Below are 14,336 nucleotides of genomic sequence, written 5' to 3'. Positions count from 1 at the left end.
TTACAGCACTTCTGGGGCGAGCGAGACGATCTTCATGAACTTCTCATTACGAAGTTCACGGGTCACTGGCCCAAAGATACGGGTGCCGATCGGCTCTTGCTTGTTGTTCAACAGAACAGCAGCGTTGCCATCAAAGCGGATGATGGAGCCGTCAGCACGACGGACGCCATGGCGAGTGCGGACTACAACAGCAGTCATCACTTGGCCTTTCTTCACTTTACCGCGCGGAATTGCTTCCTTGACGGTTACTTTGATGATGTCACCGATACCAGCGTAACGACGATGGGAGCCACCCAGCACCTTGATGCACATAACGCGGCGAGCGCCGCTGTTATCGGCCACATCGAGCATGGATTGAGTCTGAATCATATAATTTCTCCGACCCCTAGTCCTTAGACTTCCACAGCGCGTTCGAGAACATCAACCAGGGCCCAAGACTTGGTCTTGGCCATCGGACGAGTTTCACGAATCGTGACCTTGTCGCCGATGTGGCACTGGTTGGTTTCGTCGTGCGCGTGCAGCTTAGTCGAACGCTTAACGTATTTACCGTAGATCGGGTGCTTTACGCGACGCTCGATCAGAACGGTGATGGTCTTGTCCATTTTGTCGCTGACAACACGGCCAGTCAGCGTACGGACGGTCTTTTCGGCTTCAGCCATGATTACTTACCTGCCTGCTGGTTGAGCACAGTCTTCACACGAGCGATGTCGCGCTTAACTTGCGAGAGCAGGTGAGACTGCCCCAACTGGCCAGTTGCTTTCTGCATACGCAGATTGAACTGGTCGCGCAGCAGGCCGAGCAGTTGCTCGTTCAGCTGCTGTGCTGATTTTTCACGAAGTTCATTCGCTTTCATCACATCACCGTCCGTTTAACAAAGGCGGTGGCGAGCGGCAGCTTTGCAGCAGCCAGGGCAAAAGCCTCACGCGCCAGCTCTTCAGTAACACCCTCGATTTCATACAGGACTTTGCCTGGCTGAATCTGGGCAACCCAGTATTCCACGTTACCCTTACCTTTACCCATCCGAACTTCGAGGGGCTTTTTGGAGATCGGCTTGTCCGGGAATACACGGATCCAGATCTTGCCGCCACGTTTTACGTGACGGGTCAGAGCACGACGCGCTGACTCGATCTGACGAGCGGTGAGACGACCACGAGCAACAGACTTCAGCGCGAACTCGCCGAAGCTGACTTTGCTACCGCGCTGAGCCAGACCACGGTTGTGGCCTGTCATCTGCTTGCGGAACTTCGTACGCTTTGGTTGCAACATTTGGCGTACCCCTTACTTAGCAGCTTTTTTACGAGGCGCTGGTGCTTGTGGTTTCAGTTCTTCTTGGCGACCACCAATTACTTCGCCTTTGAAGATCCAAACCTTTACACCGATCACACCGTAGGTGGTGTGAGCTTCGTAGTTGGCATAGTCGATGTCGGCACGCAGGGTGTGCAGTGGCACACGACCTTCGCGATACCATTCAGTACGTGCGATTTCAGCACCGCCGAGACGACCGCTCACTTGGATTTTGATGCCTTTGGCACCAATGCGCATGGCGTTCTGTACGGCGCGCTTCATGGCGCGACGGAACATCACACGACGCTCCAGCTGCTGAGCTACGCTCTGGGCAACCAGCATACCGTCGAGCTCCGGCTTACGGATCTCTTCGATATTGATGTGCACAGGCACACCCATTTGCTTGGTCAGGTCCTGACGCAGTTTCTCAACATCCTCACCCTTCTTCCCGATAACGATACCTGGACGAGCGGTGTGGATGGTGATGCGTGCAGTTTGAGCCGGACGATGGATATCGATACGGCTTACGGACGCGCTTTTTAGTTTGTCTTGGAGGTACTCACGCACATTCAGATCTGCGAGCAAATAGTCCGCATAAGTCCGACCGTCTGCGTACCAGACGGAGGTGTGCTCCTTGACGATTCCCAGGCGAATGCCAATGGGATGTACTTTCTGACCCATCTCTTCGACTCCGTTACTTGTCAGCAACCTTGACAGTGATATGGCAAGACCGCTTGACGATGCGATCAGCCCGGCCTTTGGCACGGGGCATGATGCGCTTCAGCGAACGCCCTTCGTTGACGAAAACGGTGCTGACCTTCAGGTCATCAACGTCTGCGCCTTCGTTATGCTCGGCGTTGGCTACGGCCGACTCCAGCACTTTTTTCATGATCTCGGCGGCTTTCTTACTGCTGAAAGCCAACAGGTTGAGCGCTTCGCCCACCTTCTTCCCGCGGATCTGGTCGGCGACCAAGCGGGCTTTCTGGGCGGAGATTCGAGCGCCCGACAACTTAGCGGCTACTTCCATTTCCTAACCCCTTAACGCTTGGCTTTCTTGTCTGCCACGTGCCCACGATAAGTGCGGGTACCGGCAAACTCGCCCAGTTTGTGGCCGACCATGTCTTCGTTCACGAGAACGGGGACGTGTTGACGACCGTTATGCACAGCAATGGTCAGACCGACCATTTGTGGCAGGATCATGGAACGGCGCGACCAGGTCTTAACTGGTTTGCGATCGTTCTTTTCCGCCGCCACTTCGATCTTCTTCAGTAGGTGAAGATCAATAAAAGGACCTTTTTTCAGAGAACGTGGCACTGTCGTATCCCTCTATTTACTTGCGACGACGGACGATCATTTTGTCGGTACGCTTATTACCACGAGTCTTCGCGCCCTTAGTCGGGAAGCCCCACGGCGATACCGGATGACGACCACCAGAGGTACGACCTTCACCACCACCATGTGGGTGGTCAACCGGGTTCATGGCAACACCACGAACGGTTGGGCGAACGCCACGCCAGCGTTTGGCACCGGCTTTACCCAGGGAACGCAGGCTGTGCTCGGAGTTCGAGACTTCGCCCAGCGTTGCACGGCATTCCGACAGCACTTTACGCATTTCACCGGAGCGCAGACGCAGGGTCACGTAGACACCTTCACGAGCGATCAGCTGAGCCGAAGCACCAGCGGAACGAGCGATCTGTGCACCTTTACCTGGCTTCAGTTCGATGCCGTGTACGGTGGAACCCACTGGGATGTTGCGCAGTTGCAGAGCGTTACCTGGCTTGATTGGAGCCAGAGCGCCTGCGATCAGCTGGTCGCCAGCACTCACGCCTTTAGGGGCGATGATGTAGCGACGCTCGCCGTCTGCGTACAGCAGCAGAGCGATGTGAGCAGTACGGTTTGGATCGTATTCGATACGCTCGACAGTGGCAGAGATGCCATCTTTGTCGTTGCGACGGAAATCGACCAGACGATAATGCTGCTTATGGCCACCACCGATGTGACGAGTGGTAATGCGACCATTGTTGTTACGACCACCAGTCTTCGATTTTTTCTCGAGCAGCGGTGCGTGAGGAGCGCCTTTATGCAGCTCCTTGTTGACCACCTTGACCACAAAACGGCGGCCAGGGGAAGTCGGTTTGCATTTAACGATTGCCATGATGCACCCCTTCCTTACTCAGCACTGCTGCTGAAATCGAGATCTTGGCCTGGCTGAAGGGAGATAACTGCCTTCTTCCAGTCATTACGCTTGCCCAGGCCGCGAGCAGTGCGTTTGCTTTTACCCAGAACGTTCAGGGTAGTCACACGCTCTACTTTCACGCTGAACAGGCTTTCGACGGCCTTCTTGATTTCCAGCTTGGTTGCGTCAGTCGCAACTTTGAAAACGAACTGGCCTTTCTTGTCTGCCAGGACCGTAGCCTTCTCGGAAACGTGCGGGCCAAGCAGAACTTTAAATACGCGTTCCTGGTTCATCCCAGCAGCTCCTCGAATTTCTTCACGGCCGACACGGTGATCAACACCTTGTCGTATGCGATCAGACTAACTGGATCGGAACCTTGCACGTCACGGACATCAACGTGTGGCAGGTTACGAGCAGCCAGGTACAGGTTCTGATCAACAGCGTCAGACACGATCAGAACGTCGGTCAGACTCATGTCAGTCAGCTTGTTCAGCAGGTCTTTGGTTTTCGGTGTTTCAACAGCGAAATCCTGAACCACGACCAGACGATCAGTACGCACCAGCTCAGCAAGGATGGAACGCATTGCTGCGCGATACATCTTCTTGTTCAGCTTCTGGGAGTGATCCTGTGGACGAGCTGCGAAAGTGGTACCGCCGCCACGCCAGATTGGGCTACGGATAGTACCGGCACGAGCACGGCCAGTACCTTTCTGACGCCATGGGCGCTTACCGCCACCACGAACGTCGGAACGGGTCTTTTGCTGCTTGGTGCCTTGACGGCCGCCGGCCATGTAGGCCACGACTGCTTGGTGAACCAGCGTCTCGTTGAACTCGCCGCCGAACGTCAGTTCGGAAACTTCGATCGCTTGAGCGTCATTTACATTTAATTGCATGTCAGCTTCCCCTTAACCGCGAGCCTTGGCTGCTGGACGTACAACCAGGTTGCCGCCAGTAGCGCCAGGAACAGCGCCCTTGACCAACAACAGATTGCGTTCAGCGTCCACGCGCACTACTTCGAGGGACTGCACGGTCACGCGCTCAGCGCCCATATGACCGGACATTTTTTTGCCCTTGAATACACGACCAGGAGTCTGGCACTGGCCGATAGAGCCTGGAACGCGGTGGGACACGGAGTTACCGTGGGTATTATCTTGCCCGCGGAAGTTCCAGCGCTTGATCGTACCCTGGAAGCCTTTACCCTTGGACTGACCGGTTACATCAACCAGTTGACCAGCGGCGAAGATTTCAGCGTTGATCAGATCGCCAGCCTGGTATTCGCCGTCTTCAAGACGGAATTCCAGGACAGTGCGACCAGCGGCAACGTTCGCTTTAGCGAAGTGGCCAGCTTGAGCAGCTGTAACACGCGAAGCACGACGCTCGCCGACAGTGACTTGCACTGCACGATAGCCATCGGTTTCTTCAGTTTTGAACTGGGTGACGCGATTCGGTTCGATCTCAATGACCGTAACCGGAATGGAGACACCTTCTTCGGTGAAAATACGGGTCATACCGCATTTACGACCGACTACACCAATAGTCATGTTGTAAACCTCATGAGTGTACGGGGCTTTCACCCGCTATGGCCGCCCATTTCAGAGCGTTACACGACTAAGACCGAGTCTTAGCCGAGGCTGATCTGCACTTCCACACCTGCCGCAAGATCAAGCTTCATCAGCGCATCAACGGTTTTATCCGTTGGCTGGACGATGTCCAGAACACGCTTATGAGTACGGATCTCGTACTGGTCGCGCGCGTCTTTGTTGACGTGCGGGGAGACCAGAACGGTGAACCGCTCTTTACGGGTAGGCAGTGGAATTGGACCACGCACTTGAGCACCAGTACGTTTCGCGGTTTCCACGATTTCCTGGGTGGATTGGTCGATCAGGCGATGGTCAAAAGCCTTCAACCTGATACGGATTTGCTGATTTTGCATTGGATTTCAGACTCCGGCTGCTATTCCCACCGAGCGCAATACGCCCGTTAAAAGGAGGCGCAATTCTATAGACGCCCCAGATGGGTGTCAACCTAATAAAAAAACCCCCGCGAGGCGAGGGTTTTTTCAAAGCATCGAAGCTAGCTCAAAAGAGAAGCTTACTCGATGATTTTGGCTACGACGCCAGCGCCGACGGTACGACCGCCTTCACGGATAGCGAAACGCAGGCCGTCTTCCATCGCGATGGTTTTGATCAGGGTAACAACCATTTGGATGTTATCACCTGGCATTACCATTTCAACGCCTTCTGGCAGTTCGCAGTTACCGGTCACGTCAGTAGTCCGGAAGTAGAACTGTGGACGGTAGCCTTTGAAGAACGGAGTATGACGGCCGCCTTCTTCCTTGCTCAGAACGTAAACTTCTGCGGTGAACTTGGTGTGCGGCTTGACCGAACCTGGCTTGACCAGAACCTGGCCACGCTCAACGTCGTCACGCTTGGTACCACGCAGCAGAACGCCGCAGTTCTCGCCTGCACGACCTTCGTCGAGCAGTTTACGGAACATTTCAACACCGGTGCAGGTGGTGACGGTAGTGTCACGCAGACCAACGATTTCCAGTGGATCCTGAACCTTGACGATACCGCGCTCGATACGACCAGTCACAACAGTACCGCGACCCGATATCGAGAATACGTCTTCGATTGGCATCAGGAACGGCTTGTCGGTCAGACGTACTGGCTCTGGGATGTAGCTATCCAGAGTTTCAACCAGTTTCTTGACGGCAGTGGTGCCCATCTCGTTGTCGTCTTTGCCTTCCAGCGCCATACGGGCCGAACCGATGATGATTGGAGTGTCATCACCTGGGAAGTCGTAAGTGCTCAGCAGATCGCGCACTTCCATCTCAACCAGTTCCAGCAGCTCTGCGTCGTCTACCAGGTCAGCCTTGTTCAGGAAGACCACGATGTACGGAACGCCAACCTGACGGGACAGCAGGATGTGCTCACGGGTTTGTGGCATCGGACCATCGGCGGCCGAGCAAACCAGGATAGCGCCGTCCATCTGGGCAGCACCGGTGATCATGTTCTTCACATAGTCAGCGTGACCCGGGCAGTCAACGTGAGCGTAGTGACGGATCGCCGAGTTGTATTCAACGTGAGCGGTGTTGATGGTGATACCACGAGCTTTTTCTTCTGGCGCGCTGTCGATTTTATCGAAATCAACAACAGCCGAACCGAAAACCTCGGAGCAAACACGAGTCAGAGCAGCGGTCAGCGTGGTTTTACCGTGGTCGACGTGACCGATGGTGCCAACGTTGACGTGCGGGAGGGAACGATCAAATTTTTCTTTAGCCACGACAATTAACTCCTAGCCTAAAGGGCTGAATCAGCCTTGTTTTTTAACGAGAGCTTCGACAATGTTGTTCGGAGCTTCGGAGTATTTGGAGAATTCCATAGAGTAGCTCGCGCGACCCTGGGACATGGAACGAACATCAGTCGCATAACCGAACATTTCGCCCAACGGTACTTCAGCGCGGATAACCTTGCCGGAGACCGTATCTTCCATACCCTGGATCAGACCACGACGACGGTTCAAGTCACCCATCACGTCGCCCATGTAATCCTCAGGTGTTACAACTTCTACCTTCATGATCGGCTCAAGTACAACACCGCCGCCCTTGGACGCGAGTTGCTTGGTCGCCATGGAAGCAGCCACCTTGAACGCCATCTCGTTGGAGTCGACGTCGTGGTAAGAGCCATCGAACACAGTAGCCTTCAGGCCGATCAGCGGATAGCCGGCAACAACGCCGTTCTTCATCTGCTCTTCGATACCCTTCTGGATAGCCGGGATGTATTCCTTAGGAACCACACCGCCTACTACTTCGTTCACGAATTGCAGACCTTCCTGACCTTCGTCAGCAGGAGCAAAACGGATCCAGCAATGGCCGAACTGGCCACGACCGCCGGACTGACGAACGAACTTGCCTTCGATTTCGCAGTTCTTGGTGATTTTCTCACGATAAGAAACTTGCGGTTTACCGATGTTGGCTTCTACGTTGAACTCGCGGCGCATGCGGTCAACCAGAATGTCCAGGTGCAACTCACCCATACCCGAGATGATCGTTTGACCAGTCTCTTCGTCGGTTTTGACGCGGAAAGACGGGTCTTCCTGAGCAAGTTTGCCCAGAGCGATACCCATTTTTTCCTGGTCATCCTTGGTCTTGGGCTCAACGGCAACCGAAATAACCGGCTCCGGGAAGTCCATACGAACCAGGATGATTGGCTTGTCAGCAGAGCACAGGGTGTCACCGGTGGTGACGTCCTTCATGCCGATCAGGGCCGCGATGTCGCCAGCGCGTACTTCCTTGATCTCTTCACGGGTGTTGGCATGCATCTGCACCATACGACCCACGCGCTCTTTCTTGCCCTTGACCGAGTTGATCACGCCGTCGCCGGAGCTCAACACGCCCGAGTAAACGCGAGCGAAGGTCAGGGTACCCACGAATGGGTCAGTGGCGATTTTGAACGCCAGAGCGGAGAACGGTTCGCTGTCGTCTGCATGACGCTCCATGGCGATAGTCTCGTCATCCGGGTCGGAACCCTTGATGGCAGGAATGTCGACAGGTGCAGGCAGGTAGTCGATAACAGCGTCGAGAACCAGGGGAACACCCTTGTTCTTGAAGGAAGAACCGCAAACAGCCAGAACGATTTCGCCAGCGATGGTCCGCTGACGCAGAGCGCCCTTGATTTCCTCGATGGAGAGCTCTTCGCCCTCGAGGTACTTGTTCATCAGCTCTTCGTTGGCTTCGGCAGCAGCCTCGACCATGTTGCCACGCCACTCTTCAGCCAATTCCTGCAGTTCAGCAGGGATAGCCTCGCGACGAGCAGCCATACCTTTGTCAGCGTCGTCCCAGTAGACCGCTTCCATGGACATCAGATCGATCTGACCCTGGAAGTTGTCTTCGGAACCGATAGCCAACTGGATAGGCACCGGAGTGTGACCCAGGCGCTGCTTGATCTGCGCAACAACACGCAGGAAGTTAGCACCGGCACGGTCCATCTTGTTCACGTAAACGAGACGTGGAACACCGTATTTGTTGGCTTGACGCCATACGGTTTCAGACTGAGGCTCGACACCGGAAGTACCGCAGAACACAACGACCGCACCGTCGAGTACGCGCAGCGAACGCTCTACTTCAATGGTGAAGTCAACGTGGCCGGGGGTATCGATGATGTTGAAGCGGTGCTTGGGAAACTGCTTGGCAGAACCTTCCCAGAATGCGGTGGTAGCAGCGGAGGTAATGGTAATACCCCGCTCCTGCTCCTGCACCATCCAGTCCATGGTCGCGGCGCCGTCATGCACCTCGCCCATTTTGTGGTTTACGCCCGTGTAAAACAGGACGCGCTCAGTGGTCGTGGTTTTACCCGCGTCCACGTGAGCAACGATACCAATGTTACGGTAGCGTTTAATATCGGTTGTACGAGCCATAAAGCCCTCGCAAATTGAGTGACGCTAAAATTAGAAGCGGTAGTGCGAGAAAGCCTTGTTGGCTTCAGCCATACGGTGCACGTCTTCACGCTTCTTAACTGCAGCACCTTTACCTTCAGCGGCGTCCAACAGTTCGCCAGCCAAACGCAGAGCCATGGACTTCTCGCCGCGCTTGCGGGCGAAGTCTACCAACCAGCGCATTGCCAAAGCGTTACGACGGGACGGACGAACTTCGACCGGAACCTGGTAAGTAGCACCGCCTACACGGCGCGACTTCACTTCGACCAGCGGAGCGATGGCGTCGAGTGCTTTCTCGAAGAGTTCCAGGGGGTCGGCGTTCTTGCGCTCTTTAACTTTTTCCAGAGCACCATAAACGATACGTTCGGCCACGGCTTTTTTGCCGCTTTCCATCACGTGGTTCATGAATTTGGCGAGAATCTGGCTACCGTATTTCGGATCGTCCAGAATCTCACGCTTGGCTGCTACACGACGTCTTGGCATTGATAAGCCCTCAAACGGTCTTCAGGTTAGCCCGGGAACATGACACCCAGTGGATGTACGCCCGACCTTACTCTTATCGACTCAAAAAAATAAAAATCAGTTACTGCAACAAACGGCCGATTACTTCGGACGCTTGGTACCGTATTTCGAACGACCTTGGTTACGACCTTTGACGCCGGAGGTATCCAGGGAGCCGCGAACGGTGTGGTAACGAACACCTGGCAAGTCTTTTACACGACCACCACGAATCAGGACCACGCTGTGCTCTTGCAGGTTGTGACCTTCACCACCGATGTACGAGGAAACCTCGAAACCGTTGGTCAGGCGCACACGGCATACTTTACGCAGTGCCGAGTTAGGTTTTTTCGGCGTGGTGGTGTACACACGGGTGCACACGCCACGACGTTGCGGGCAGTTCTGCAGCGCAGGTACGTCGGATTTCTCGACGATACGCTTACGCGGCTGACGTACCAGCTGGTTGATAGTTGCCATCTACTAGCTCCACTGTTGTCTTGCGACGCTATTGTCTTGCAAGAAAAGCAAAATGGCAGGAACGAATTCCCGCCAAATTTAGGGGTACAAGAGTCTAAAGAGGATCTTGTCCCCAGTCAAGACAAGGCCCCGATCTCCTCACACCGACCATCGCAACAAAAAATGTCGCGATGGCCTTGGCGGAGGCTACCAGGGCCTTGTTCTCACTACCGCAGAACTCAGTTACCGCTAGAGTTCAGCGCTTCGGTCAGTGCAGCTTCCACTTCACTGGCGCTTACGCGCAACGGTTTGTCCAGTTCACGACGACGCTTGCGCTCGCTGTGATAGGCCAGACCGGTACCGGCTGGGATCAGACGACCCACAACCACGTTTTCTTTCAGGCCGCGCAGGTAATCGCGCTTGCCGGTAACGGCCGCTTCGGTCAGTACACGGGTGGTCTCTTGGAAAGAGGCCGCCGAGATGAACGATTCGGTCGACAACGACGCCTTGGTGATACCCAGCAGAACGCGAGTGAACTTGGAAACGAACTTGTCGTCGCCCGCCAAACGCTCGTTCTCTACCAGAACGTGAGTCAACTCCATCTGGTCGCCCTTGATGAAAGTCGAGTCGCCGGATTCAGCGATTTCAACTTTACGCAGCATCTGACGCAGGATGGTCTCGATGTGCTTGTCGTTGATCTTCACGCCTTGCAGACGATAAACGTCCTGGATCTCGTTAACGATGTACTTGGCCAGCGCACTCACACCCAGCAGACGCAGGATGTCGTGTGGATCGCTTGGACCGTCGGAGATAACTTCGCCGCGGTTCACTTGTTCGCCTTCGAAGACGTTCAGGTGACGCCACTTCGGAATCAGCTCTTCATACGGATCGCTACCGTCGTTCGGGGTAATGACCAGGCGGCGCTTGCCTTTGGTCTCTTTACCGAACGCGATGGTGCCGCTGACTTCAGCCAGAATCGAGGCTTCTTTCGGACGACGAGCTTCGAACAAGTCGGCAACACGCGGCAGACCACCGGTGATGTCACGGGTCTTCGAAGTTTCCTGCGGAATACGCGCGATAACATCACCGATCGCGATTTTCGCACCGTCCGCCACACCGACCAGGGCGTTGGCAGGCAGGAAGTACTGAGCAATTACGTCGGTACCCGGCAGCAAGAGATCCTTGCCGTTGTCATCAACCATCTTCACAGCAGGACGGATATCTTTACCGGCAGCTGGACGGTCTTTGGCGTCGAGTACTTCAATGTTGGTCATACCGGTCAATTCGTCAGTCTGACGCTTGATCGTGATGCCTTCTTCCATGCCCACGTAGGTCACGGTACCTTTCATTTCGGTAACGATTGGGTGAGTGTGCGGATCCCACTTGGCCACGATTGCGCCAGCGTCGACCTTGTCACCTTCTTTAACCGAAATCACGGCACCGTACGGCAGCTTGTAGCGCTCGCGCTCACGACCGTAGTCGTCGGCAATCGCCAGCTCACCGGAACGGGACACCGCAACCAGGTGGCCATCCACACGCTCAACGTGTTTCAGGTTGTGCAGACGGACGGTACCGCCATTCTTCACCTGAACGCTGTCGGCTGCGGAGGTCCGGCTTGCCGCACCACCGATGTGGAACGTACGCATGGTCAGCTGGGTACCCGGCTCACCGATGGACTGGGCAGCGATAACGCCGACCGCTTCACCGATGTTCACCTGGTGACCACGAGCCAAGTCACGGCCGTAGCACTTGGCGCAGATGCCATAACGGGTTTCGCAGCTGATTGGCGAGCGCACGATGACTTCGTCGATGCTGTTCAGCTCGATGAATTCAACCCACTTCTCGTCAACCAGGGTGCCGGCAGGAACGATAACTTCCTCGGTGCCCGGCTTGAAGACGTCACGGGCGATCACTCGACCCAGAACGCGCTCACCCAACGGCTCTACAACGTCACCGCCTTCGATGTGCGGCGTCATGAGCAAGCCTTGCTCAGTGCCACAGTCGACTTCGGTCACCACCAGATCCTGCGCCACGTCTACCAGACGACGGGTCAGGTAACCGGAGTTCGCGGTTTTCAACGCGGTATCCGCAAGACCCTTACGAGCACCGTGCGTGGAGATGAAGTACTGGAGTACGCTCAGACCTTCACGGAAGTTCGCGGTGATCGGCGTCTCGATGATGGAGCCGTCCGGCTTGGCCATCAGGCCACGCATACCGGCCAACTGACGGATCTGGGCTGCGGAACCCCGCGCACCCGAGTCAGCCATCATGTACATCGAGTTGAAGGATTCCTGGTCGACTTCGTCGCCATGACGGTCGATGACCTTCTCTTTCGAGAGGTTGGCCATCATTGCCTTGGACACTTCGTCGTTCGCCTTGGACCACAAGTCGATCACTTTGTTGTACTTCTCGCCCTGGGTAACCAGGCCGGAGGCGTACTGACTTTCGATCTCTTTCACTTCGTCGGTAGCAGCACCGATGATGCGGGCTTTTTCATCCGGGATAACGAAGTCGTTAACACCGATGGAAACGCCGGAAATGGTCGAATAGGCAAAACCGGTGTACATCAACTGGTCAGCGAAGATCACGGTCTCTTTCAAACCAACCACGCGGTAGCACTGGTTGATCAGCTTGGAGATCGCCTTTTTCTTCATCGGCAGGTTGACGACGTCGAACGACAGACCTTTTGGAACCACCTGGAACAGCAGCGCACGGCCGACAGTGGTGTCGACGATACGGGTGCCGCTCACGCTGCCACCGTCACGATCGTTTACGGTTTCGTTGATACGAACCTTGATCTTGGCGTGCAGTGCAGCTTCGCCGGCGCGGAATACGCGGTCGACTTCCTGCAGGTCCGCAAAGATACGACCTTCGCCCTTGGCGTTGATCGCTTCACGGGTCATGTAGTACAGACCCAATACAACGTCCTGCGACGGAACGATGATTGGCTCACCGTTGGCTGGCGACAGGATGTTGTTGGTCGACATCATCAACGCACGCGCTTCCAACTGGGCTTCCAGCGTCAGCGGTACGTGCACGGCCATTTGGTCGCCGTCGAAGTCGGCGTTGTACGCAGCACAGACCAGAGGGTGCAGCTGGATAGCCTTACCTTCGATCAGTACCGGTTCAAACGCCTGGATACCCAGACGGTGAAGGGTCGGTGCACGGTTGAGGAGCACTGGGTGTTCGCGAATCACTTCAGCGAGAACGTCCCAAACCTCTGGCAGTTCGCGCTCGACCATTTTCTTGGCCGCTTTGATGGTGGTCGCGAGACCACGCATTTCCAGCTTGCCGAAAATGAACGGTTTGAACAGCTCGAGGGCCATCTTCTTCGGCAGACCGCACTGGTGCAGACGCAGGGTCGGACCTACGGTAATTACCGAACGACCCGAGTAGTCAACGCGCTTACCGAGCAAGTTCTGACGGAAACGACCTTGCTTACCCTTGATCATGTCAGCCAGGGATTTCAGAGGACGCTTGTTCGAACCGGTAATGGCGCGACCGCGACGACCGTTGTCCAGCAGGGCATCCACAGCTTCCTGCAGCATGCGCTTTTCGTTGCGCACGATGATGTCAGGCGCGGACAGGTCCAGCAGGCGCTTCAAACGGTTGTTACGGTTGATCACTCGACGATACAGATCGTTGAGGTCGGAAGTCGCGAAGCGACCGCCATCAAGCGGAACCAGTGGACGCAGGTCTGGCGGCAGAACCGGCAGAACGGTCAGCACCATCCACTCTGGCAGGTTGCCGGAACCCTGGAAGGCTTCCATCAACTTCAGACGCTTGGACAGCTTTTTGATCTTGGTTTCGGAGTTGGTTTGCGGAATTTCTTCGCGCAGACGGCCAATCTCGTGTTCCAGGTCGATCGCGTGCAGCAGTTCGCGGACGGCTTCAGCACCCATGCGGGCGTCGAAGTCATCACCGAACTCTTCGAGGGCTTCGAAGTACTGCTCGTCGTTCAGCAGCTGGCCTTTTTCAAGGGTGGTCATGCCCGGGTCGATCACGACGTAGCTCTCGAAATAGAGAACGCGTTCGATATCACGCAGGGTCATGTCCATCAGCAAACCGATACGGCTTGGCAGGGACTTCAGGAACCAGATGTGGGCAACCGGCGAAGCCAGTTCGATGTGCGCCATGCGCTCACGACGAACTTTGGCCAGGGCGACTTCAACGCCGCACTTCTCGCAGATCACACCGCGGTGCTTCAAGCGCTTGTACTTACCGCACAGGCACTCGTAATCCTTGACCGGGCCAAAGATCTTGGCGCAGAACAGGCCGTCACGCTCAGGTTTGAACGTACGGTAGTTGATGGTTTCCGGTTTTTTAACTTCACCGAACGACCACGAACGGATCATCTCAGGCGATGCCAATCCGATACGGATGGCGTCGAACTCTTCGACTTGACCCTGGTTTTTCAGCAAATTCAGTAGGTCTTTCAAGGCCTTTCCTCCTGGCGGAGCAGAGAGCGGGCAGTACAGCCCCGCTCT

The 14,336-nt window shown here is 55.5% G+C and carries 17 protein-coding genes; all 17 read right to left on the bottom strand.

Annotated features, from left to right (window positions below; genetic code table 11):
• Positions 1-369, bottom strand: a complete 369-nt coding sequence (rplN, locus tag HX866_RS16420) for a 50S ribosomal protein L14 (RefSeq protein ID WP_011063774.1) — start codon at positions 367-369, stop codon at positions 1-3.
• Positions 370-392: 23 nt separating this feature from the next.
• Positions 393-659, bottom strand: a complete 267-nt coding sequence (gene rpsQ / locus HX866_RS16415) for a 30S ribosomal protein S17 (RefSeq protein ID WP_003194644.1) — start codon at positions 657-659, stop codon at positions 393-395.
• Between the two features lie 2 nt (positions 660-661).
• Positions 662-853, bottom strand: coding sequence for a 50S ribosomal protein L29 (gene rpmC / locus HX866_RS16410; RefSeq protein ID WP_002555481.1), 192 nt, complete (start codon positions 851-853; stop codon positions 662-664).
• Positions 853-1,266 (bottom strand): 50S ribosomal protein L16, encoded by a 414-nt coding sequence (rplP, locus tag HX866_RS16405; RefSeq protein WP_003232424.1) that lies wholly within the window; start codon positions 1,264-1,266, stop codon positions 853-855. Before rplP ends, rpmC begins: the two co-directional genes overlap by 1 nt.
• A gap of 12 nt (positions 1,267-1,278) precedes the next feature.
• Positions 1,279-1,965, bottom strand: coding sequence for a 30S ribosomal protein S3 (gene rpsC, locus HX866_RS16400; RefSeq protein WP_007970424.1), 687 nt, complete (start codon positions 1,963-1,965; stop codon positions 1,279-1,281).
• Positions 1,966-1,978: 13 nt separating this feature from the next.
• Positions 1,979-2,311, bottom strand: coding sequence for a 50S ribosomal protein L22 (gene rplV / locus HX866_RS16395; protein WP_003103908.1), 333 nt, complete (start codon positions 2,309-2,311; stop codon positions 1,979-1,981).
• Positions 2,312-2,322: 11 nt separating this feature from the next.
• The gene (gene rpsS, locus HX866_RS16390; RefSeq protein ID WP_002555486.1) at positions 2,323-2,598 is read right to left on the bottom strand and encodes a 30S ribosomal protein S19; all 276 of its coding nucleotides are present in this window, start codon (positions 2,596-2,598) and stop codon (positions 2,323-2,325) included.
• A gap of 16 nt (positions 2,599-2,614) precedes the next feature.
• A complete protein-coding gene (gene rplB, locus HX866_RS16385) occupies positions 2,615-3,439 on the bottom strand; it encodes a 50S ribosomal protein L2 (RefSeq protein ID WP_103495383.1) in 825 nt (274 codons plus the stop codon).
• A 14-nt stretch (positions 3,440-3,453) separates the two neighbouring features.
• Complete coding sequence (gene rplW / locus HX866_RS16380) at positions 3,454-3,753, bottom strand: 50S ribosomal protein L23 (RefSeq protein ID WP_002555488.1); 300 nt, start codon at positions 3,751-3,753, stop codon at positions 3,454-3,456.
• Positions 3,750-4,352 carry a 50S ribosomal protein L4 gene (rplD, locus tag HX866_RS16375; protein ID WP_177095595.1) on the bottom strand — a complete coding sequence of 201 codons (603 nt, stop codon included), beginning with the start codon at positions 4,350-4,352 and terminating at the stop codon, positions 3,750-3,752. The genes rplW and rplD overlap by 4 nt, the downstream gene beginning before the upstream one ends.
• 12 nt (positions 4,353-4,364) lie before the next feature.
• A complete protein-coding gene (gene rplC, locus HX866_RS16370; protein ID WP_177095594.1) occupies positions 4,365-5,000 on the bottom strand; it encodes a 50S ribosomal protein L3 in 636 nt (211 codons plus the stop codon).
• Positions 5,001-5,080: 80 nt separating this feature from the next.
• A complete protein-coding gene (gene rpsJ, locus HX866_RS16365) occupies positions 5,081-5,392 on the bottom strand; it encodes a 30S ribosomal protein S10 (RefSeq protein ID WP_003186070.1) in 312 nt (103 codons plus the stop codon).
• 158 nt (positions 5,393-5,550) lie between these two features.
• Positions 5,551-6,744 carry an elongation factor Tu gene (gene tuf, locus HX866_RS16360; protein WP_177095592.1) on the bottom strand — a complete coding sequence of 398 codons (1,194 nt, stop codon included), beginning with the start codon at positions 6,742-6,744 and terminating at the stop codon, positions 5,551-5,553.
• Between the two features lie 30 nt (positions 6,745-6,774).
• Entirely contained in the window at positions 6,775-8,877 is a 2,103-nt protein-coding gene (fusA, locus tag HX866_RS16355) for an elongation factor G (RefSeq protein ID WP_177095590.1), read from the bottom strand.
• 30 nt (positions 8,878-8,907) lie between these two features.
• A complete protein-coding gene (gene rpsG / locus HX866_RS16350; protein WP_103495381.1) occupies positions 8,908-9,378 on the bottom strand; it encodes a 30S ribosomal protein S7 in 471 nt (156 codons plus the stop codon).
• Between the two features lie 120 nt (positions 9,379-9,498).
• Complete coding sequence (gene rpsL / locus HX866_RS16345; protein WP_003186084.1) at positions 9,499-9,870, bottom strand: 30S ribosomal protein S12; 372 nt, start codon at positions 9,868-9,870, stop codon at positions 9,499-9,501.
• A gap of 218 nt (positions 9,871-10,088) precedes the next feature.
• The gene (gene rpoC / locus HX866_RS16340) at positions 10,089-14,288 is read right to left on the bottom strand and encodes a DNA-directed RNA polymerase subunit beta' (protein ID WP_177095588.1); all 4,200 of its coding nucleotides are present in this window, start codon (positions 14,286-14,288) and stop codon (positions 10,089-10,091) included.
• Positions 14,289-14,336 lie beyond the last annotated feature (48 nt).

This window comes from Pseudomonas gingeri, from assembly GCF_013386165.1.
GTDB lineage: Bacteria > Pseudomonadota > Gammaproteobacteria > Pseudomonadales > Pseudomonadaceae > Aquipseudomonas > Aquipseudomonas gingeri_C.
Note: the sequence above shows the minus strand (reverse complement) of the source record. Positions and strands in the feature narration are given on the sequence as shown.

Excerpts from the sequence above, each read along its gene's own strand:
- rplN (WP_011063774.1), bottom strand. The coding sequence starts at position 369 with ATGATTCAGACTCAATCCATGCTCGATGTGGCCGATAACAGCGGCGCT.
- rpsQ (WP_003194644.1), bottom strand. The coding sequence starts at position 659 with ATGGCTGAAGCCGAAAAGACCGTCCGTACGCTGACTGGCCGTGTTGTC.
- rpmC (WP_002555481.1), bottom strand. The coding sequence starts at position 853 with ATGAAAGCGAATGAACTTCGTGAAAAATCAGCACAGCAGCTGAACGAG.
- rplP (WP_003232424.1), bottom strand. The coding sequence starts at position 1,266 with ATGTTGCAACCAAAGCGTACGAAGTTCCGCAAGCAGATGACAGGCCAC.
- rpsC (WP_007970424.1), bottom strand. The coding sequence starts at position 1,965 with ATGGGTCAGAAAGTACATCCCATTGGCATTCGCCTGGGAATCGTCAAG.
- rplV (WP_003103908.1), bottom strand. The coding sequence starts at position 2,311 with ATGGAAGTAGCCGCTAAGTTGTCGGGCGCTCGAATCTCCGCCCAGAAA.
- rplB (WP_103495383.1), bottom strand. The coding sequence starts at position 3,439 with ATGGCAATCGTTAAATGCAAACCGACTTCCCCTGGCCGCCGTTTTGTG.
- rplW (WP_002555488.1), bottom strand. The coding sequence starts at position 3,753 with ATGAACCAGGAACGCGTATTTAAAGTTCTGCTTGGCCCGCACGTTTCC.
- rplD (WP_177095595.1), bottom strand. The coding sequence starts at position 4,352 with ATGCAATTAAATGTAAATGACGCTCAAGCGATCGAAGTTTCCGAACTG.
- rplC (WP_177095594.1), bottom strand. The coding sequence starts at position 5,000 with ATGACTATTGGTGTAGTCGGTCGTAAATGCGGTATGACCCGTATTTTC.
- rpsJ (WP_003186070.1), bottom strand. The coding sequence starts at position 5,392 with ATGCAAAATCAGCAAATCCGTATCAGGTTGAAGGCTTTTGACCATCGC.
- fusA (WP_177095590.1), bottom strand. The coding sequence starts at position 8,877 with ATGGCTCGTACAACCGATATTAAACGCTACCGTAACATTGGTATCGTT.
- rpsG (WP_103495381.1), bottom strand. The coding sequence starts at position 9,378 with ATGCCAAGACGTCGTGTAGCAGCCAAGCGTGAGATTCTGGACGATCCG.
- rpsL (WP_003186084.1), bottom strand. The coding sequence starts at position 9,870 with ATGGCAACTATCAACCAGCTGGTACGTCAGCCGCGTAAGCGTATCGTC.